Raw genomic sequence first — 20,060 nt, forward strand, 5'->3', positions numbered from 1 at the left:
GGAAGGGGTAAACAAAACGAAAATAAAAAACAACAGAATGTATCATTTCCTGATCATGCTTACTATTGCTTCAACTGTAGGGCTTCAGGCCTGGAGGACCCTGTTTAATAATTTTGCGGTAGAGACAGCGGGCATGGAAGGCAGCCATATCGGAATGCTTCAGTCTGTCAGGGAGATTCCCGGTTTCCTTGCGTTACTGGCTGTTTATATACTTCTGCTCATAAAAGAATACCGTCTTTCCGCGCTTTCGATTATATTCCTTGGTCTCGGCGTTGCGATGACAGGCCTCTTTCCGACTTATGAGGGCCTGATTATCACAACCCTGATCATGAGTTTCGGCTTCCATTATTATGAGACCACCAACCAATCCCTGGTTCTTCAATATTTTGATAAAAAGACATCCCCACATGTATTCGGCAAACAGCGGAGCATAGCGGCGGCGGCCAATATCGGAATCGGAATTTTTATTTTTTTTATATCGCCATTATTAAATTATACCAGGATTTATCTGATCATTGGAGTTCTTGTTTTTGCAGCGGGAATTTGGGGCTTTTTTCAGAACCCGTCCGATAAACATATTATTCCCCAGCGGAAAAGAATGATCTTAAGAAAAAAATACCTCTTATTCTATTTCCTTACCTTTATGGCCGGCGCCCGGCGGCAGATTTTTGTGGCCTTTGCGGTTTTTCTTATGGTAAAAAAGTTCAATTTTTCAATTCGCGAGATTACGCTGCTCTTTGTTTTGAATAATCTGATCAACTTTTTTCTCAGTCCTCTGATCGGCAAGGGGATAATCAGATTCGGCGAAAAAAAAATTCTGACATTAGAATATGCAAGTCTTATTTTTATTTTTAGCGGTTATGCCCTGGTTCATTCCAGGCTGCTGGTGGCGGCTCTTTATATTCTGGATCATGTTTTTTTCAATTTTTCCATTGCCATTAGAACGTATTTCCAGAAAATAGGGGATCCGAAAGACATTGCACCGAGTATGGCCGCCGGTTTTACTATTAATCATATTGCTGCGGTTGCGCTGCCGTGCGTGGGCGGGCTTTTGTGGATGGTCGATTACCGGATACCATTTATAGCCGGAGCCTGCCTGAGTTGTATATCTCTTGCGGCAGTGCAAAAAATATGACGCGGAGCGGCAATATTCCTTTCAAGCTCCGACTCTTTTTGCTTCCTTAATCATATAATCATCGAGAGCTGTATGAAGAGCAGACGCAGATAAAAAGGCACAATGTTGATCCTCCTCAGGCAGGCCCCCTATTTTTTTTAAGATAGATTCTCCGGTGATATCCGAAATTTCGTCAGGACTCTTTTCAAGGGATAGTTCTGCGGCAAATGATCCGCAGACTGTACTTGACATACAGCCATTTGTTTCAAATAATGCTTTTTTGACTTTATTATTTTCAAATTTTAAAAAAATTTGTATGGTATCACCGCATGACCCTGTGACGCGCCCATATCCGTCAGGATTATCTATGGCGCCCATATAGAGCGGCTTAAGCCACCTTTGAAATGCAATGTCGCCATAAACTGCTCTTGTTTCATCAAAAATTTGATCCTGTAAATTCTTAACAAAAGCGTCAAGATTATTACTCATCAGAATTTTTTCCCTTCATGCTTTCTGCCGCATAATATATAGTGCTGTTTTTACGTTCCATTCTGATTTGATCGGTCCGCATCAGCTTTCCGAGATATTTTGAAACCTCATTGAGATGCATACCGAATATATCCGCAATCTGGTCCGCTGTACACGGTCGTCGCTGCAACATGGAAAAAATGGTTTGTTGGTTCACCTGCAAATGTTCGGCATGCTCTGTACTGAATTCTGCAATAACCTCCGCCGGAGGTTGAAACAGATGGGTTAGCGCCTCCATACGTTCTTTAGACAAGGCTGCGGCGAAATCCTCAGCCGGCGGACGAACAGCCGTATTCAGATTAATTCGATCCGGGCTGATTTCCTTTGCCAAAGCGGCAATTTTTCGGACATCGTCCGGGGTTGAGTTCATACCTTCCACCAAAAAAACCTCTATCCATAGCTCGCCATTGAATTGCGCACGAAAAGCCTTTTGACCTTCCAGAAGCTGATCGAACCGGGCTCGAGTATGGGGGCGGTTCACCAGCTCGTAGGAGTCCTGATCCCAGGCGCTAAGGGAAACCTTCACAATGTCGGCAAAAGATGCCGCGTCGCGCACTTCCGGAAGATGCAGCATTGTTCCATTGGTCAATAGGAGGGCAGGTATTTTGCTGTTTCTTTGAATAAATTGAAGCACCTCCCCAAAGCGTGAGTGGAGCGTAGGCTCTCCGGAACCGGAAAGTGTGATATAATCCGCTTTACCGCTGTTTTTAAGCCAATCTTCAAGCTCGGCCAATACCATATCCGTAGGAACATATTCTTGCCTGGTTATTGTTTTTTCAGTGGTTCGTCCTAACTGGCAAAAAACACAATCAAGACTGCATTTTTTGTAAATATTCAAATCAACGCCCAAAGACCGTCCGAAACGGCGAGACGGAACCGGGCCAAACAGATATTTATAATCTCCCATTGATCACTTTTCCTTATTTTTTTACCAACTCCAATATCTCGTTAATAATTATTACGTCTGATAATGGATATTATGTAAACTTTTATTAAAATCGATTATCCCGCATTTCCCTTGCTGTCTCCCACCCTTACAATCAGTTCTCTCACAGCAGGAACAACAAAAATATTATCATGTTTCATTTTGCTGAGGCATGAAGCAAGGATCTTGTTTTTTTTCTGAATCGTTTTATGTTTATCCATTATGAAAAAATATTTTCCTTTAACTTTACATAGCCCGCTTTTCACATTGATTCCAGTGTTTTTAAAATTTTTTTCCGTAACATCAATATCAAGCTTTTCTGCAAGATTTTTTAATTCCTGATAGATTTGTTCCGGTTTCATATATATAACCTTAATGGTTAGGTGTAAATGATGTATAAATTTTCAGAATGAGGGGTAACTATAATCACAGAGTTCACTCTATTTGCCATTAGTGGTGCACGAGCATGGCCCTTGTCATAAGTAGAAAACGAAATAAACTTTCTGTAGATAGCTTTTTAGATTTAAAATTACAGGTATTACGGTTTAAAATGTTCGGCAGACACTGAGGTTTACTGGAAATTTTATTCATCCCCCATTGGGCAAAAACAAAGTTTCCATCAATATCTTCAAAAGATGATCTGGATAGTTTATTTTTATATTTCAGGTATTTTTTAGTTTTGGCAATTAAAATTATATTGTTTTCTTTTGATAATTTATTGAAATTATTGATTGTAAGCAAACGCGAATGGGAATCATTATAGTTAAGCCCATACGATAATTCTCCTGCGCTGTTTAGTAATGCGACATTATTTCTTTTATAACCAGCATGCCCTGTCGGGCACAACAAAGAATGAAACAGTTGCATTTTAGTGATAAAGGTCATAACTATTCATTTTTTTTTATTACCATATAAATTCAAAAGGATAATTATGACCAAGCCAATGGATGAACTATGGTCTTACCTTAAAAATAAAAGTCAACAATTATGGGTTTTTATCGCTCTTGAATCCACAACAAAATTCTGGATCGGTTTCGAGTTGGGTTCAAGAACAACTTACACTGCAAACCGTTTAGTAAAGGGCATTAAAAAGTTGGGCAAATGGGGAAAAGATAATATATTAAAGGTCGCTACAGATAAATTAGCGGCTTACAAAAATGCGCTCGAAAACATTATGTCTGAAATTCCTTATGCTTACCTGCAAATTGTTAAGCGCCGAATAAAGCGTCGGCTTGTAACAGTTAAAAAATATTTTGTAAAAGGTACTGTAAAAGATTTCCCCGGAAAAAGCCAAAACACCTCATTTATTGAGAGACTGAACCTTACCCTAAGGCAACATATCTCCTATCTTCAGAGAAAAACCCTGGGGTATTGCAAGAACAAGCTGAATTTTAGTAATGTAATGTGGATTAACTTATTCAACTATAATTACATACAATTTCATAAGAGCTTACGAATACGAATTAACAATGAAAACGAGAAATTTATAAAAAAGTATAACCATAATACACCGGCAATGCAGATGGGACTTACGAATTCTCCACTAAACTGGAGATATCTCATTACAGTCCCAATACCTTGTAAGTAGCTGATTTTTCGAACCTGCATTGTTTTGTAGGGACTACCGAAAAATGCAAAAGGTTTGGTTAAATAATCATCACTTCCCCTCTGAAAACCCTTTACACGATCCTGTACCGATCGTTTGGCGCTTAAAATAATAATAGGTGTATTGATTCCGTTCCGTCTTAACTGATCAATTACACTCAAGCCGTCAAGTTTGGGCAGCATTAAATCTAAAACAATGGTATCATATGATAAGATACCGGCCATATGAAGAGCATCCTCACCATTTTCAACATGATCAACTGAAAAACCTTCCTCCTGAAAACCTTTTTTTATAAAAGAGGCAATTTTTACATCATCTTCAACGAGTAAAATTTTCATAATCGATTTTTTGCTCCCGCTCAAGCTGATAATCTATTTGCCACATAGTTGGGGCCTACAATCAAAAGATTGTTGTAGATAGTCGAATGAAGCAGCTCCATTTTACTGCCGAACAGAATATCCCGAATCATGCCATGACCATATGCGCCTAGAACCACAAGAGAATCATGGGGAACATCGTAAAGGTTCTCTTCAAATTTTCCTTTGTCGAAAAACAGCCATTTGTTCAGGTGGCGGTTCAAGCGGTCATCCATATTTTGATCCTGAACCATTTTTTCATAATCGCTGCGGGTGTTTTTCTTTTCAAGCCGGGTTACTATATTCAGCGGCATCCCTGAGCTTTCACTGACCCGCAATCCAAGCCGAAGTGCATTCACAGCATTGGCCGATCCACCGAAAAAGACGGTTATGCTGTGCCATTCCTTAAAGACCGGACTTGTCAAAAGAACGGGAAAAGATGCTGATTTTACAATATTTCTTACCTTGGTACCTATGTTGCCAAGACTAAGCCTTGAAGTTGTGTCACTAATACTGCGAGGACAGCACATATAGTCAAATTCAGTATTAATATCAGGCAGGGTTGAGGCGGTATAGTGTTTCGGTGTATAGAATCTTGCTTTGAAACCACCCTGCTCAACAAGTTCCGTAGCGTGTTGCACGGATGTGTCCGGCGCAGTCAGGTATGAGTTGTCAAGATCGATCTGTGCGACTTCATTTTCAAAGTACATCAAGAATTTGGTATGTTTGGGAACGTAAATCACAGGAGCTATCCCGACCTGGTTACAGAAATAGATGGATTGCAGCAGGGTCTCCCTTCCTACGGGAGAGTTTCTAAAAATATGAAATAGTTGATGATTCATTTTATACTCCTTCCGGTTTATCCCAGAGCACACTCAGTCCAGGGTTTGAACCATGAGTTCTTTGCGGTATTTATCTAAAAGAGTCGCTTTGGATATCATGCCGATAAACCTGTTATTGGCCACCACCGGTATACTAAACAGGTTCTTTCTATCCATTATATTAAGTACTTCTGCCAGGTCATCATCCGGAAAAACTCTATCCACATTACTATCCATTATCTGCCATAAAAATACCGCGTTGTGCATACCACTATTGAATAGATAGGTTCTTATCTCGCTAAGATTGATCAATCCTAAAAAACGACCTGTTTTTTCATCTTCAACAGGAAAAAAGTTTCTTTTCGATTTTTTAATAATATTGATAAATTCGCCAAGCAGCATATTTTGATTTACTGTTATACAATCCCTCTCAAGCAGTTCAGGCACGCTTAAATCCGACAACACTCTTGCATCCGTGCCAGGCCTGAGAAGCTGTCCCTTGGCCACCAGGGCTTTAAGATAAAACGAGGCCGGCTCAATATAATGGCATACTGTGGTGGAGAGAGATGATACTATTAAAAGAGGCAGGATTACATTATAGCCTCCTGTTATTTCGACTATAAGAAAAATTCCTGTCAGGGGCGCCTGCAGCATACCGCTGATGAGTCCTGCCATGCCGAGGAGCGCATAACAACCTTCGTTAATCCATGACAGCGAAGGCCATATTACGGTAAGCGCGCGATAATATGTCAGTCCTGCAAGGCTTCCTATGACAAGGCAGGGGGCAAATATACCGCCTGATCCCCCTGCGCCGAGAGTAAGGGATGTGGCAAAAATTTTGGCCAAAAGAGCTATTGCTGCAAATAAAGTTCCTTTTGCGAATGTTCCGTTTATCATATTCCCTGTGGAATGATAGCCCTCACCAAGAACAACAGGCAAAAATATTCCTATTATTCCGACTGCACATCCTCCGGCGGCCGCACGCAGCCATAAAGGGATTTTGATTTTTCCGGAAACTCCTCGAACGGTTTTTAAACATCGGGTGAGAAAAATCGATGCGCCGGCAGTAAAAACGGCAAGACCGAAAGATGCCCCAATGTCAAAAAAGCTTATATCAAAGTTGTAATGGGCAAATGCGATATTATTCCCCTGGAGTAACCGGCTGATCTCGGTTCCTGCAACTGAAGCAATTGCTATGGGAACAATGTTGCCGGCTTTCCATTCACCCAGGATGACCTCTATTGAAAAGACAAGTCCGGCCACCGGCGCATTAAAAATGGATGATATGGCCCCTGCCGCCCCGCATCCGACTATGATTATTCTTTGCCGGTCATTAAGGGAAAAAAAACTGGCAATATTCGACCCTATAGCGGCTCCGCTCATCACAACCGGAGCTTCAGGTCCTGCCGATCCGCCGCTGCCGATTGTCAAACAGCTTGATATAATCCTTGAAAAGCTTGAACGGAAGCGTAATAAACCACCATAGCGGGAGACGCTGTAAACGACCTCCGGCACACCGTGGCCCGCGCCTTCATTAACTATCTTTTCCAGAAACAAAGATGAAAGTGCGGCTCCGAATGCAGGTAATGTGAACGCCCACCAGTAGTGACGGAAAGAATGAAGCCGGTCGAACAAGGTCGCAATAGACCAGTTCAGCGCTACGGCAGCCAGACCGCTGCAGCTTCCAACAATAACCGCTATCAATATCAGGAAAAGACGGTCGTCTGAACGGAAAACATTCCATCTTAAAGGATTGTGCCATGATCTGAAAATGCTCATATAATTCCGTTTAAAAATTGCCGGCCAGGTCGAGTTCTTCCTCATAATCAGATATTTTTGCGTAAAATGCATCCGGAGCAGGAGATGTTTTCAGAAATTCTATAAACAGCTTATTGCGAACACAAAAAGATAATCGTGAAAGAAGATGAAGGTGTGTTTTAACTGATATACTTAAAAGCATGAACATTATAAAAACAGGTTTATTATCTATTGCTTCAAAGTCTACAGGTTTTTCAAGAAAACAGGTTATTATTGCGGAATTTTTCCGCAGTTCTGATAATGGAGTGCGTGGATGTGGAATGGCAACCCCATTTCCAATGGCTGTTGAAGCAAGGGACTCTCGTTCAATCAATGTTACAAATAGTTCTTCTTTATTTTTTATTAACGAATCATGTATATTATCTGTTGCATCTTTAAGTACTTCTTCAACAGTTTGTCCCTTAATACCATATAGTATGGATCCACGCTGCATTGCAGGCAGTAAATTTCCCGGCACGAGATTTTTATCTTGATTATCCTCTTTTTTTGATAAAAAAAATGACAGGTTATGGCTGTCAGCCCATTTTTTTATTACAGCTTCGCTTATAATATAAATACTACCACTTTTTTGGATGGGAATTTTGCCCTGTCTGATCCACCGTTCTATGGTGTTCATTGGCAGGTTCAGACTTTTGGCAACTTCGTATATAGTTAGTTTCATGGTCTCAATATATATCCAGTTATTTTAGAGTACGCTGTTTGAGTACATCTATTTCATGTGCAGAGCAATAAAAAAAAGGCACAAAATTTTGTGCCCTTGGGAAAGAGAGAAGGATTAAAAATTGAGCATGGCGTAAACAGGCACTAACTAATATGTTTAATTTGAATAGCATCTAATTGACAGGCCTCAATACAGTCCCAGCACCCCATGCACATATCCTGAAATAAAATTGGCGGTTCAAAAACTCCGTCTATCTGTTTGATAATTTTATGTGAACATTCCAACACTGCTCCACAAAAAATCTCATCAGGATTACATTCTTTTGGACTGCATATTTCATAATTTATTAAAGTAAATGACTTTTTTGTCTGCATTGCATTCGCGCCGCCCTGTGCGCTCTTTAAGGTTTTTTTAAGGTTTTTGCAGCAGGCTTCCTTCATTTACCGGTTTATATTTTAGTCCTCGCGAAATTTGGTAGTCCCTACAAAACAATGCAGGTTCGAAAAATCAGCTACTTACAAGGTATTGGGACTGTAATGAGATATCTCCAGTTGCAGGTAAGCATAAGGAATTTCAGACATAATGTTTTCGAGCGCATTTTTGTAAGCCGCTAATTTATCTGTAGCGACCTTTAATATATTATCTTTTCCCCATTTGCCCAACTTTTTAATGCCCTTTACTAAACGGTTTGCAGTGTAAGTTGTTCTTGAACCCAACTCGAAACCGATCCAGAATTTTGTTGTGGATTCAAGAGCGATAAAAACCCATAATTGTTGACTTTTATTTTTAAGGTAAGACCATAGTTCATCCATCTGGAGAAATATAATGGTAAGTCCGATAGTAAAACAAAGAAATAGGTGAAATTGCTGGCCTTTTTGCCCAATAGTTTTTTGCCGTTGTTCAATTGTCCTTCGATCTTTTTGAAGTACATCGGCAATTGCATCAGTGCCAAGGCCGTAAGAGTTTAGCTTTGCCGTTTGCTCATATTCTTTAAAACTGCCATGCTTTCCAAAAAGATCGGAATATCCTGTTTCTGAGAATCTATGTTTGCCACCATTGCAGTAAAACATTTGTCTTGGCTCAAAATCGGATTTTGTTATGTAAACTCCATCCTTGGTGATTTTGTTCTCGGTTGATTGATAACATTTGCAGCTTTTCCTGGGACAAAAAAGTGTTAGGGCTGTATTTGCTGTATTTTGCATGGTTGCGATCCTTTGAATAGAGTTTTAACCGTGCTCTACAAAATATATTGCTTTTAGTCTATAGCAATCTTAATTTTTAGTAAAAATCTTTTTTATTCATGTTTTCAGAGACACTTTTTAATCACCTGCATTGTTTTGTAGAGACTACCGAAGAAAGATATTACTGAGCACAGGGAAAATTACTTCTCCCTGTGGAGTGCCCGTTTCAGAGTACGTCAGGTTGCCTTCCTCCATTCAAAGGGTCAAACGTAAACCCCTTTTAATGTATTTTACTATCACCCCGCTCAATCCATCAAAAATCAAATGCGGTTATCCTGTCACCCTGAATGAATAGGGTTGATATACTCTCCTCAAGAAGATAAAGTCATTTAGCATTCGAAGGATTTGTCAAAAGGAGGATAACCATGCTCATAAATAGTTGGTCCAAAAGGATCTCTGACTGGTCCGAATATTGTCAGGACGCCGCTCAACGGTCAGTACTCTTCATGGATATTATTCGCAAACGCGGTAACGTTTACCTGGAGCACCTGCAGAAAGGCCAGCCACCGGTGCTGGTATTCGATTACGACATAGTTTTGGATGGACGGACGTTTGAACGGCCGGTCAACTATGCCCTGGTGCGCATTTTAAGTCGACGCGACGAGAGCAAAGCAGACAGACGCCAATCCCCGAAGCCCCCCGTAGCAGGCCAACCAAATCACAGGGACAAAAGAAAGCCACGGCGTCACCGGACAAGTGTCGCAACCGAAGCTCCGGAAGCCATTAGCCGCCCTGTCATCATCTTCGATCCCCGGGCTGGACACGGTCCCGGTATCGGCGGCTCAAAAGCTGATTCACAAATCGGCATGGCCATGGATGCCGGCCATCCAGTCTATTTTTTGATCTTTTTCACGTCGCCTATGCCCGGCCAGACGCTGACGGATGTACGCAATGCTCAGATCCAATTTGTTGAAGAGGTTCGCCGTCTGCATCCCGATGCGCCCCAACCAGCTATCATCGGCAATTGTCAGGGGGGATGGGCAGCAGCCCTGGTCGGCGTGAAGCGGCCGGATCTGGTGGGCCCAATGGTATTTAACGGCTCTCCTCTCTCCTATTGGGCCGGTGTGGAAGGCGTCAGTCCAATACGCTATATGGGTGGATTGCTGGGCGGCGTATGGATAACGTCTCTGCTCAGCGACCTGGGTGACGGCATTTTCGACGGTGCCCACCTGGTGGCCAATTTCGAGAATCTCAATCCAGCCAACACCCTGTGGACCAAACAATACCACCTCTACGCCAATGTGGACACCGAGGAACAACGCTATCTCGATTTTGAGAAATGGTGGGGCGGTTTTTTTCTCATGACCAAAGCGGAAATTCATCAGATCGTCGACGGTCTTTTCATCGGCAACCGATTGGAGCGGGGAGAATTCCAACTCGAAGGCAATCGGGCAGTCGATCTCAAGAAAAACACCAATCCAGTAGTGGTTTTCACTTCCTTCGGTGATAACATCACACCTCCCCAGCAAGCCCTCAACTGGATTATCAAAACTTATGGATACGTCGATGAAATAAAACGACGCGGCCAGGTTATAGTGTATGTCATCCATTCAAGCATCGGCCACTTAGGAATTTTTGTTTCCGCCAAAATTGCCCGCAAACAGCATAAGAGCATTATCGCCAGTTTTGACTTGCTCTACAAACTGGAGCCCGGTCTTTACGAAATGCGAATCGAGGAGGACCCAAACCAGTATGGAGAATATCATTTTCAATATGAGGAAAAAACCATGGGTGATATTATGGCTTTTGACGATGGCTTAGAGGATGAGGAAACCTTCATGTCAGTCAGGCAAATGTCCGAGGCCACGGATCTGGTTTATCATACGACGGTCTCACCCTGGATCAGGATGGTCACCACGCCGGTTACCGCCGAAGCGCTTCGCCAGCTTCATCCCTTGAGGATCTCCCGCTACCTCTTCTCCGACCTCAATCCTTGGATGTGGCCGGTCCAGTTCTGGGCCGATCAAATCAAAGAAAAGAGGGCCTATGAAACGCTGGCCGACGAAGATAATATGTTTGTCAGTTGGGAGAAAAACATGTCGAGAATGATAATCGATGGGCTGGACAATTTCCGGGTCATCCGCGATAACTGGGGGGAATTGATGTTCAAAACGATTTATGGAGCAAAATGGGGTCACCCATTAAAGGTTAAGTCAAGAAAAAAAACACCTCTCCTGTCAAAAAAATATTGTTTTTTTTTGTAATTTTCTACGTAGAATAAAAGCACAAAAAAATTTATATTCACATCTGTTACTTCTTTTTGTTGGTTCACGGTATGTTAATCCGCACCAGTCACCCATCAGGATTCAGGCTTATTATGCTCCAAGCAAATGCTTAAGAAACATTGCCCTCGCTGCCATTTCAGCAGCCCAGAAAATCTTCAGTTCCGTATCGTGTCCAATTGTTTGTTTTCAAATCTTATGGTTATTAGCCAACCCCATTATAGGTTCACGACACAGGCGAATTAAAAGATATTTTGAGATTTTATTCTGTTATATTTTTAAAGGAACAGAAGCTGCCAATCAAGTCTTATGAATTAAAATCAACCCCAATTCCGGTTCACTTCTGTTCCCAAACTTATTTTCTAAAAAGATACTCTACGTCATAATCCACCTGATCTCGCATTACATAATATGAAGCTCTTGCAATTTTATTGCTTAATGCTTTGATTGCCACTATTCCATTTCTCTTTCAATTGTTGCAAACCACGGAGGGTATTTACAATGTCATCTTGTAACGCATTTCCGGTAATATTGGCTATTAAGCCAAGCAAAACAGCAGGTTGCATTATTAAGGCATCTTGTAACGCAAAGCCTGTGTTTTGAGGATTATCGTCTTTGTTTTCAGATGGTTGAGCCGTTAAGGAATCTTGTAACGCATCCCGTTTTTTTGCTGATCGCCGCCAGTACCCCGGATTTCTTTTTCGCCACTCCTGAACCCGCTGGACATTCTCCGGCCCGCTAAAATAATTTTGATTCTCAGGTTTACTCAGCCATTTCTTCTGACTTGCAACCTTACTGGCTTTTCGACACGCAGGATTAAAACAGTGCTTCTGCCGACTTCTATTGCGAGCATCGGGTATGAACAACTTGCCGCAATGACAACATTTAGTTTGTTTTATGGATTTCATTCACAAAGCACCCCCTTACGGTGACAATATGAATAATTTTGAAATTCAGAAATGGGAAATATGAAAAAAATACAAGGAAGAAGATGGAAGAATAGTTTGAAAATAATGAATGGATTGGAAGAAAATCACACGAAAGAAAAATACATTTTTAAACCGCCAGTTTTATGGCACTTTTAAGTTACCGCTGACAAACCAAACGCTGAAAGAGACTGGGCAGATGCTCCGCATTTTCGGAAGGCAATTTTTTAACGACATTTTACAATTTTACAATTTAATCAGCGCTGTAGGGTTGGCTCTGCCCAGCCAGCCCCTCAGCTCAGCGTTTCAGCGATTGGATTAATTAAAAAATAAACTTATTGCTTGTCTTTTGTAATCTTGTGCGTTACATTGTAACTATGATTAAGAATTTTCGTGATAATTGGCTACGAAAGTTTTTCGTGGAGGACATTCAGGCAAAAAAAATACCCGCTGATATTCGTTCACGATTGTTTAGGAAATTACAACTGTTGGATGATGCAACGAATGATGCTGACTTGAGAAGTCCACCCAGCAATCATTTTGAAAAATTATCTGGCAAATTAAAAGATAAATGCTCCATACGTGTCAATGACCAATGGCGTTTAATTTTTACTTGGGATGATGAACACGGGGAGGCGAATGACATTTATATTGATGATCATTCATATAAATGAGGTATAAAATGATTATAACTAAACGTAAACCCGTCAGTGTCGGTGAAATGATTAATGAAGAATTTATTGCACCTTTGGGAATTACTCAGGGGCAACTATCTTCTGCAATGGGCGTCAGTCGAAGAACTGTAAATGAACTTTGCACTGGTAAGAGATCTATAACCGTTGATACTGCTTTAATGTTAGCTAAAGTATTTGGAAATACAGCGAATTTTTGGCTTAATTTACAGCAACGAAATGATATATGGGCTGCACTACATTCCCCGAAGCGAATGGAAAAAATTGAGCGTGTTAGTCCAATTCGTGAAGCAATTGCATAGAAAATTATCGGCCATTTCTATCATAAAATCAGCATATTAAATATAAAAGCACCGAACAAGACGCCTGAGAGGGGCCGGGCAAAGCCGTGCCGTTTTTTGAAAGATGGTATTGGACCGGTAATTCTTACCTTTATCATAGTTTTTCGGTTATCGTTGCCCAGCCACTCAGCTTTACGTTGGAGCTAAAGGAAATGATCAGTAGTGGTAGCGCAACTGGGCGATATGAATTGCATTTTCAGATACTTTATAAACGAACCTGTGTCATCAGTGATTCGTCGAGACCAGTAGCCGGAAAGAGCATGTTTAAGCGGTTCAGGTTTCCCAACACCCTCAAATGGATTTCGTTTCATTTCTTTGATGAGGGTATTGATACGACGAAGAACTTTTTTTATCGGTGTTCTGCCAAAAGAGATAATCATCCCAAGCGTGGTCAGAAAAGATGAGCTTCACTCTAAAAGTTCCTTTTCGGTCCCTTTGCCGTTTTCAAGTTGGGCGATAGATTCAATCAAACGCCTGGTGTTTTTTGGTGACCTTAAGAGATAAGCCGTTTCTTCAAGGGCTTCATAGTCCTCAAGTGACATAATGACCACAGAGTTAGAGGTGTTACGATTACCGGCGCACGGTCTTTACATACTTTTTCCATTGTTTTTGCAAGGTCTTGCCTGGCGGCTGTATAGGTTATAGCTTCCATAAAGCACCCCCTGTACAGATTGTTGTACATATAAAAATGGTGTTGTCAAGCGCATATTTTATTGTAACAGGCCACACACCTTGAAAAATCAATCCTTTCATTATGCAAATCAATACAACTGGCTTTGCATACTTTTTCACATGCCTTGCACTTGTGATACACTCTGACGGATTTAATTTTATTTTAAATAGCGAATACCTGGATAAAAAACCTAAAAACGTCCCCACCGGACAAATGGTATTGCAATACAATCTGCCGCATTTCAGGCTCATAAATAAGATGAGTCCGAAAATTGCCATACTGAAAATAAACGAAGTTCGTGTTTTTTTCCAATATCAATTAAGTGCTCTTTTTACTAAATCATTATAGAAGAGCTTGCCCCTTCTACAAGTTCCCCACTGCTCGCTTTAAACGCAGGGTGGCAAGGACAAAATCGTAAACAGCATTATCATAATTACTATGACTTTTGGTTCGCAGGGTCTCTGCATCAAGGACTTCAGTGTTGGTCGACAAGCCTTCCTGATATCTGTCTTTGGCGACCCTGAGATTCTCTTCGGCTTGGGAGAGCGCCGCTTCCGTAACATTTGCACGTTCGCGGCTCTCCTCCACATCAAGCCATACCTTGCGCACCTGCAAGGCGATGATTGTTTTTAATTCCGCATAGTGTTCAAGCAAGGCTGCTGCTTTACATTTTAAAGCGCTGCTACGGTTCCTGGCGATGCCTCCATCAAAAATCTTCCATTTAACACCAAACATGGCTGACCAGGCCCCTTCCTCGGCATGGTATTCATTTTCATTAAAATTGTATCCCCCGCTGATTCCTATATATGGCCGGCATGATGCACGTTCCATAGCCGCCTTGTGTCGCAGTGCCTCTATCTGTTTATCAATACTTTTTAATTCCGAACGCTGTTGCAGTGCTTTTACAGTAAGATCAGCAAGACTCTCCGCGGGTCTGTCCGATTTCAAATCATCCAGCTCCACCTTTTGCTCAAGAGGACGAACAAGCAGCCTGTTATATCCTGCTTTAGCTATATCGAGGCGGTTCATGGCCTGTAGCTCATGCTGCCTTGCATCGGCCAGTGAAACTTTTGCAGCCAGCAAGTCGTTAGCCGCGACAAATCCCTGGGTAAATTTATTCTCTACATCTTCGGCATGTGAGAAAAGATTTTTTACATGACTTTCAGCTACGGCAACGTCGCTGAAAGACCTTAAAACTGAAACATAGGCTTCGGCAACCTTCATTTTAAGATTTTGCACCATACTGGCTTGATTATTACGGGCTGCTTTAAGAGATGATTTAGTGGCATTTACACCATTTGTTATCATACCGCCAGTGTAAATGGGAAGTTCCATTACAGCCTGATACGAAAGGCTTTTATCCTCCATGACAGGCAGTTGAGCACCCATAAGATCCGGTGGCATCTCTTGACTGTTTATTATAAGGGATTGTTGATATTCCCGAATAGTATAACCACTCCCAAGGTTGAGATTCGGCATGCGAGCCGCCCTGGCGGCCTTTAGAGAATAGGAAGCTGCGTTTATATCTTGGTATGTGGCCATCAGGCTGTGATTTGATTGCATCGCCGTTTGCCATGCTTGCTCTATATTTTCAGGGAAACAATGGCAGGGTATGCAAAAAAACAAAAATAGTATAACAGGCCCAAGGTGTAATCGGTTCAAATTATATTTCCTCTTTATTCGCATAATCTTTAAAACTCTTTGTTTTAAAAAGTAGATAGATTAATACCGGTATGGTCGCTATCGTAAGGATTGTGGAGGCAATGGTGCCGAAAATAAGTGTAATTGCAAGCCCTCCAAAAACAGGATCCGTCAGCATAATGGCAATTCCAAGGACTACCGCCAAAGCGGTAAGAAAAATGGGGCGAAGACGAATAGCACATGCTTCACAAACAGCATCATGCAAAGGAAGTCCCATTTTTAAATAATCAATTACAAAATCGATCAGCAGGAGTGAATTACGTACAACAACACCTGCCAGAGCTATGGCGCCAATCATGGAAGCTCCGGTAAACTGCTGTCCCATAAGCCAGTGCCCTGGAAAAATACCTGCTATACCAAGTGGTACGGCAGCCATCGCAACAATGGGCAGGGTAAAAGATTTATAATAACCTACCAACAGCAGGTAGATAAATAAAAGAGCTACAGCCAAAGCAGCGGATAAATCTCTGAACATGTCAAGAGTCAAACGGATTTCACCATCCCATAAAAGCTTGTACCCGTCTATTGTATCAGGCACAACTGATTGCAGTCTGAGGTTTGCTGTTGATAACCTCGAACCATTTTCGATCTCCAGGCGATCAAGCCTTTTATCAAGATCCAGAACAGCATAAACAGGAGCTGTTCCGGCCAACTCTGCTCCAACATAGACAACCTGTTCATTATCTTTATGAAATATTGGTCTGTCCCGTCTGGATATGATGACTTTAGTCAATTCTGACAGAGGAATCATTTTTCCATCTTTATTTGTAAGAAAAATTTTGGCCAGCAAAACAGGATCTACCTGATATTTTCGGGGAACATGAAGCTTGATAGGGACTAAATTTTTTTCACCAGACATATGAACCCTGCCAAGGAGTTCTCCATCTATCAACCTGCGCAACGCATTTCCCACCTGGGCGGTGTTTATTCCTGATAAGGCAGATTTTTCCTTATCTATGACCACCCTGTATTGAGGCACATCCTCAATCTCTGAGTCATGTACTTCCACAATATCATAGGTTTTGCGGAACTCTTCTTTCACCTGCCCGGCAAGCTTACGTAACACATCGGAATCGGAGCCGTATATTTCTGCCAGAACCATTGCCTTTACCGGGGGCCCCGCTGGATCTTCAACCAGTTGAACTACGCTTTCCGGATATTTTTTTTGCAGGTTTTCAATTAATGGACGCAGATCCCGGACAATTTTTATTGAAGTTTTATGCCTTTTGATTTTATTAATTAGATTGACCCTGATCTCAGCAATATGCGGTCCCTTTTTATTACCTGTACCACGAAACAGGCCGGTAAAGTCTACAACACCCGACATTCCGATATATGTCTGATAATTCATTATATATTTGTTGGTTCGAAGCAGTTCCCCGATCTCTCTTGACAGCCGGTCTGTAACTTCCACCGGTGTATATTCAGGCATATCTATAGTAATGTTGAAAGTATTCTTGTCATCTTTGGGAAGAAATATCAGGGAAACAGCTCCAGTGGAAAGGGCACCGCCAGGGCCTTGGGGCCTGACAAACTGCCAAACAGACTGGAATATGGAGAATGTAATCAGGAGAATTACCACGATGAACAGGGAGATATACCGTTTTGGTCGATCAAGTATAAGCATAAGAAAACGTTTGTACGTATCTTGTAAAACGTTTCTGCTATCATCTTTTTTATGTTTGGCCTTTGGCGCAAGCCACCTGTTTGAAGCCCATGGTATTACAATATAAGCCATCAGCAAAGAAATAAACATTGCCACCGGAACAGTGAATGCGATGGGATAAAAATATCTTCCGATCATACCTGTGACGACCATCAGTGACCACATAACCAGCATTATGGCAATAGTTGCCAAAATGGTTGGATTTCCTATTTCATTTGTAGCCAGCACCGCAGACAATCGTCTATCGCCACTATGGATATTCTCATAATGCCGGTGAATATTCTCAACAACCACAATAGCACCATCCACAAGCATACCCATAGAGAGTAATAATCCGAACAAAGTAAGCCTGTTAATGGTTGGACCGCAAAGAAAATTCACACCAAAAGTCAGGCCTAAAACCAGGGGAATCATTGTGCTGATAAGAATGGCTTCCTTAATCCCGAGAAAAAAAGCTATAATCAGAAAAACCGAAAAGATGGCGATCCCCAAATGCTCTATAAGCAGATTAACCGCAGCATTAGCCTTGTCGCCGTCATTTCTGGTGACAACAAGATTAATACCTTCCGGAACCAGATTTTTTCGCATCCTTTCAACCCGTTCAACTATATCCCGAGCAACTGTAACAGCGTTTGTATTTGGCTTTTTTGAAACCGCCAGGGTTACGGCAGCCATTTCAATATCCCGGCTTTTGCCGAATCTGTTATCGGCCGGACCGAATGCAAACCTCGAAAGGATCTCCCGTTCCCTGGGCGGCCCGTCAATTACATCGGCCACATCTTCCAGGTATATGGGACGTCCCTCATAAATCCCGACAACAAGACGGGCAACCTCATTCACAGACGTAAAGAATCCGTCCATGAATATTGAACGATTTTTACCATTCTTTACCGTGGACCCCATAGGCCCGGCAAGATTACCGGACAGGAGCATGCTTCTAATCTGATCCAGGGTAACGCCGAAGGCCTGCAAACGTTCCGGATCCAGCTCCACCCGGATTTCCCGGTCAGCCCCGCCCTTGATATATGTAAGGGAGACCTCTTCTATACTGCGCAGACGCTCCATTATGCGGTCAGCCAGACGCTTGAGAGCATAATCATCATATTCTTCCGATGACAGGGTAAGCGTAACTATCGGCACATCATCAACATCTAAACTCTTTACAACCGGATCGCTTGCATCCTTTGGAAGACGGGACCTGCTCCAGAATACTTTATCGTAAAGTTTGACCAGGGAGTCCTCCTTATCCTCACCCACATCAAACTGTACGGTAACCATTCCAAAGGAATTCATGGCCATACCATAGGTATGATCAACTCCGGGTATTTCGCTCAGAATACCTTCCAGGGGAGTTACTACCAGTTCTTCTACCTCTTTTGCTGATGCCCCAGGCATTGTCACAAAAACATCTGCGCCGGGCACGATTATTTGAGGATTTTCTTCCCTTGGAGTAAATTTAAGCGCAAAGGCTCCGATAAGGATGCAGGCAATTACAAATAAAATGGTAAGCTTGGAGACAACAAAGGTTTCAGCAATCCGGCCGGCTATATTCAGTCGATTATTCATTGATTGCGATCCCTGAATTAATAAGATCGGGATTGACAAGGTCGTGGTTCCGCAAATCAGGCTGAGCAATAGCTACAATCCGTTCACCCGGGCGCAGGCCGGCCTTGACCTCCAGGTAGCCGTTCAACTGACGTGCTGTTCGCAGCCATCTGAAACTGATCCTGTTATCCCCGGCAAGCACAAAAACACCATCAAGGCCGCCGCGGCAGATCAGAGACTTTTTAGGAACAAGCATAACTTGTTCTTCACCTATTATAAAATGAACGCGTCCGAACATGCCCGGGAAAAGTCTCAGGGCTTCAGGAAGGGCGATTTTGACCTGATAACGCCGGGTGACAGGATCACCGGAGGGGACTATCCGGATTACTGTTCCGGCCAAAGCATCATCGAGAGCGTCAATTATAACTTCGACCTTATCGCCTATATGGATATCCCCTACCCTGGCTTCAGCCACATAAGTTTCAAAGAGCAGCCCCCGGGCCGATTCCACGGTCAGGATCGGAGCGCCGGGAGTGGCAAGGTCGCCGTTCCTCTTTTGCCTTGCTATAACAACACCGTCCACCGGGCAGGTGATATTAATATAATTGCGTTGGGACAACGCGGTTTGAAAAGCCGCCTGGGCCTCATTGAGGCTGTCCCCGGCCATATCACGCTGCAATTTGGCTTTTCGCAAGGCATTATCCGAAGCGCTTCCGCGTTTGAAAAGCGCGGAAAAACGTTCCGCATCCGTTTTGGCATCCTCCAGGGCGGCTGCAGCTTTATCCACCGCGGCCTTCGCCTTTCGTATAGCGCCTTCAACGTCGGCGCTGTCCAGGGTCACCAGGAGCCGGCCTTTTTGCACGACCTCCCCTTCCCGGACTGTAATATTTTGAATAAATCCGCTAATGCGGGAAGCTATCTCAATGGAAATATCCGAAACTACCGAACCGGTGGTTGTGTAGGTAGAAGGTATCAGTTTGTTTCGCACCTCTATGACCGGCAGGGAATATGTTTTGGAAGGGGGCCTGGAATAGACTGTATGATCATCGGAACAGCCCCCGGAAAATAAAATTGTAATAAAAAAAATAAAATATAAAAAGAAATCGGAATATTTTTTTATAATCATAAATAGATCTTATACCTTGAAACGGAAGTTATTGTATCCCCGTTCCTTTTATATGAAGTTTTAGGTTTTAAGTGTTAAAGGAACAACAGAACATTTTT

The 20,060-nt window shown here is 42.4% G+C and carries 21 protein-coding genes and 1 pseudogene; 6 read left to right on the forward strand and 16 right to left on the reverse strand.

All coding sequences use genetic code 11. From position 1 onward, the window contains the following. The first annotated feature begins 37 nt into the window (after nt 1–37). Nucleotides 38–1,135, forward strand: a complete 1,098-nt coding sequence (locus BuS5_RS10320; RefSeq protein WP_035265592.1) for an MFS transporter — start codon at nt 38–40, stop codon at nt 1,133–1,135. Between the two features lie 21 nt (nt 1,136–1,156). Here the strand turns inward: BuS5_RS10320 and BuS5_RS10325 are convergent, their stop codons facing one another. The 3 genes from BuS5_RS10325 to BuS5_RS10335 all read right to left on the reverse strand — a co-directional run bounded on the left by BuS5_RS10325 (nt 1,157) and on the right by BuS5_RS10335 (nt 2,929). Next, nucleotides 1,157–1,603: an iron-sulfur cluster assembly scaffold protein NifU gene (locus BuS5_RS10325; RefSeq protein WP_027354177.1), complete on the reverse strand. Its 447-nt coding sequence runs from the start codon at nt 1,601–1,603 to the stop codon at nt 1,157–1,159. Further along, entirely contained in the window at nt 1,596–2,549 is a 954-nt protein-coding gene (locus BuS5_RS10330) for a radical SAM protein (RefSeq protein WP_027354178.1), read from the reverse strand. Before BuS5_RS10330 ends, BuS5_RS10325 begins: the two co-directional genes overlap by 8 nt. 95 nt (nt 2,550–2,644) lie before the next feature. Next, nucleotides 2,645–2,929 carry a hypothetical protein gene (locus BuS5_RS10335; RefSeq protein ID WP_027354179.1) on the reverse strand — a complete coding sequence of 95 codons (285 nt, stop codon included), beginning with the start codon at nt 2,927–2,929 and terminating at the stop codon, nt 2,645–2,647. A 569-nt stretch (nt 2,930–3,498) separates the two neighbouring features. Between BuS5_RS10335 and BuS5_RS10340 the strand changes: the two genes are divergently transcribed. Then, nucleotides 3,499–4,155: an IS1 family transposase gene (locus BuS5_RS10340; RefSeq protein ID WP_274427643.1), complete on the forward strand. Its 657-nt coding sequence runs from the start codon at nt 3,499–3,501 to the stop codon at nt 4,153–4,155. A gap of 56 nt (nt 4,156–4,211) precedes the next feature. On the opposite strand, the pseudogene BuS5_RS10345 reads toward BuS5_RS10340, so the two are convergent. The 6 genes and pseudogenes from BuS5_RS10345 to BuS5_RS10370 form a co-directional block, all read right to left on the reverse strand. After that, nucleotides 4,212–4,511: pseudogene (locus BuS5_RS10345) on the reverse strand (response regulator); the annotation flags it as partial. A gap of 20 nt (nt 4,512–4,531) precedes the next feature. Then, nucleotides 4,532–5,371, reverse strand: coding sequence for a hypothetical protein (locus BuS5_RS10350; protein WP_027355012.1), 840 nt, complete (start codon nt 5,369–5,371; stop codon nt 4,532–4,534). Nucleotides 5,372–5,404: 33 nt separating this feature from the next. Beyond that, nucleotides 5,405–7,129: a chloride channel protein gene (locus tag BuS5_RS10355; protein ID WP_027355013.1), complete on the reverse strand. Its 1,725-nt coding sequence runs from the start codon at nt 7,127–7,129 to the stop codon at nt 5,405–5,407. Nucleotides 7,130–7,139: 10 nt separating this feature from the next. Next, nucleotides 7,140–7,829, reverse strand: coding sequence for a PTS sugar transporter subunit IIA (locus BuS5_RS10360; RefSeq protein ID WP_051375183.1), 690 nt, complete (start codon nt 7,827–7,829; stop codon nt 7,140–7,142). Nucleotides 7,830–7,972: 143 nt separating this feature from the next. Further along, nucleotides 7,973–8,203 (reverse strand): 4Fe-4S binding protein, encoded by a 231-nt coding sequence (locus BuS5_RS10365; RefSeq protein WP_198012332.1) that lies wholly within the window; start codon nt 8,201–8,203, stop codon nt 7,973–7,975. 141 nt (nt 8,204–8,344) lie between these two features. After that, entirely contained in the window at nt 8,345–9,031 is a 687-nt protein-coding gene (locus BuS5_RS10370) for an IS1 family transposase (RefSeq protein ID WP_274427644.1), read from the reverse strand. 404 nt (nt 9,032–9,435) lie between these two features. Here BuS5_RS10370 and BuS5_RS10375 point away from each other — a divergent pair, with 404 nt between their 5' ends. After that, complete coding sequence (locus BuS5_RS10375) at nt 9,436–11,274, forward strand: DUF3141 domain-containing protein (RefSeq protein ID WP_051375227.1); 1,839 nt, start codon at nt 9,436–9,438, stop codon at nt 11,272–11,274. Nucleotides 11,275–11,720: 446 nt separating this feature from the next. Here the strand turns inward: BuS5_RS10375 and BuS5_RS10380 are convergent, their stop codons facing one another. Further along, complete coding sequence (locus BuS5_RS10380) at nt 11,721–12,200, reverse strand: hypothetical protein (protein ID WP_274427645.1); 480 nt, start codon at nt 12,198–12,200, stop codon at nt 11,721–11,723. A gap of 109 nt (nt 12,201–12,309) precedes the next feature. Between BuS5_RS10380 and BuS5_RS10385 the strand changes: the two genes are divergently transcribed. Genes BuS5_RS10385 through BuS5_RS10395 form a run of 3 tightly spaced genes read left to right on the forward strand, consistent with a single transcriptional unit; the run spans nt 12,310 to nt 13,212 of the window. Next, the gene (locus BuS5_RS10385) at nt 12,310–12,540 is read left to right on the forward strand and encodes a hypothetical protein (RefSeq protein ID WP_027353235.1); all 231 of its coding nucleotides are present in this window, start codon (nt 12,310–12,312) and stop codon (nt 12,538–12,540) included. A 55-nt stretch (nt 12,541–12,595) separates the two neighbouring features. Then, a complete protein-coding gene (locus BuS5_RS10390; protein WP_027353236.1) occupies nt 12,596–12,892 on the forward strand; it encodes a type II toxin-antitoxin system RelE/ParE family toxin in 297 nt (98 codons plus the stop codon). Between the two features lie 8 nt (nt 12,893–12,900). Beyond that, on the forward strand, nt 12,901–13,212 hold the full coding sequence (locus BuS5_RS10395) for a HigA family addiction module antitoxin (protein ID WP_035264614.1): 312 nt from the start codon (nt 12,901–12,903) through the stop codon (nt 13,210–13,212). A gap of 182 nt (nt 13,213–13,394) precedes the next feature. Here BuS5_RS10395 and BuS5_RS20250 read toward each other — a convergent pair whose 3' ends face one another. The 6 genes from BuS5_RS20250 to BuS5_RS10425 all read right to left on the reverse strand — a co-directional run bounded on the left by BuS5_RS20250 (nt 13,395) and on the right by BuS5_RS10425 (nt 19,962). Continuing rightward, a complete protein-coding gene (locus BuS5_RS20250; RefSeq protein WP_338000272.1) occupies nt 13,395–13,631 on the reverse strand; it encodes a Txe/YoeB family addiction module toxin in 237 nt (78 codons plus the stop codon). A gap of 27 nt (nt 13,632–13,658) precedes the next feature. Then, nucleotides 13,659–13,793 carry a type II toxin-antitoxin system Phd/YefM family antitoxin gene (locus BuS5_RS10410; protein WP_232223021.1) on the reverse strand — a complete coding sequence of 45 codons (135 nt, stop codon included), beginning with the start codon at nt 13,791–13,793 and terminating at the stop codon, nt 13,659–13,661. A gap of 97 nt (nt 13,794–13,890) precedes the next feature. Further along, nucleotides 13,891–14,202 (reverse strand): 4Fe-4S binding protein, encoded by a 312-nt coding sequence (locus BuS5_RS20465; RefSeq protein WP_084445672.1) that lies wholly within the window; start codon nt 14,200–14,202, stop codon nt 13,891–13,893. An 85-nt stretch (nt 14,203–14,287) separates the two neighbouring features. Continuing rightward, on the reverse strand, nt 14,288–15,610 hold the full coding sequence (locus tag BuS5_RS10415) for a TolC family protein (protein ID WP_084445675.1): 1,323 nt from the start codon (nt 15,608–15,610) through the stop codon (nt 14,288–14,290). Beyond that, on the reverse strand, nt 15,588–18,857 hold the full coding sequence (locus tag BuS5_RS10420) for an efflux RND transporter permease subunit (RefSeq protein ID WP_027353240.1): 3,270 nt from the start codon (nt 18,855–18,857) through the stop codon (nt 15,588–15,590). The genes BuS5_RS10415 and BuS5_RS10420 overlap by 23 nt, the downstream gene beginning before the upstream one ends. Then, nucleotides 18,850–19,962, reverse strand: coding sequence for an efflux RND transporter periplasmic adaptor subunit (locus BuS5_RS10425; protein ID WP_084445678.1), 1,113 nt, complete (start codon nt 19,960–19,962; stop codon nt 18,850–18,852). Before BuS5_RS10425 ends, BuS5_RS10420 begins: the two co-directional genes overlap by 8 nt. Nucleotides 19,963–20,060 lie beyond the last annotated feature (98 nt).

This window comes from Desulfosarcina sp. BuS5 (genome assembly GCF_028752835.1).
Classification (GTDB): domain Bacteria; phylum Desulfobacterota; class Desulfobacteria; order Desulfobacterales; family BuS5; genus BuS5.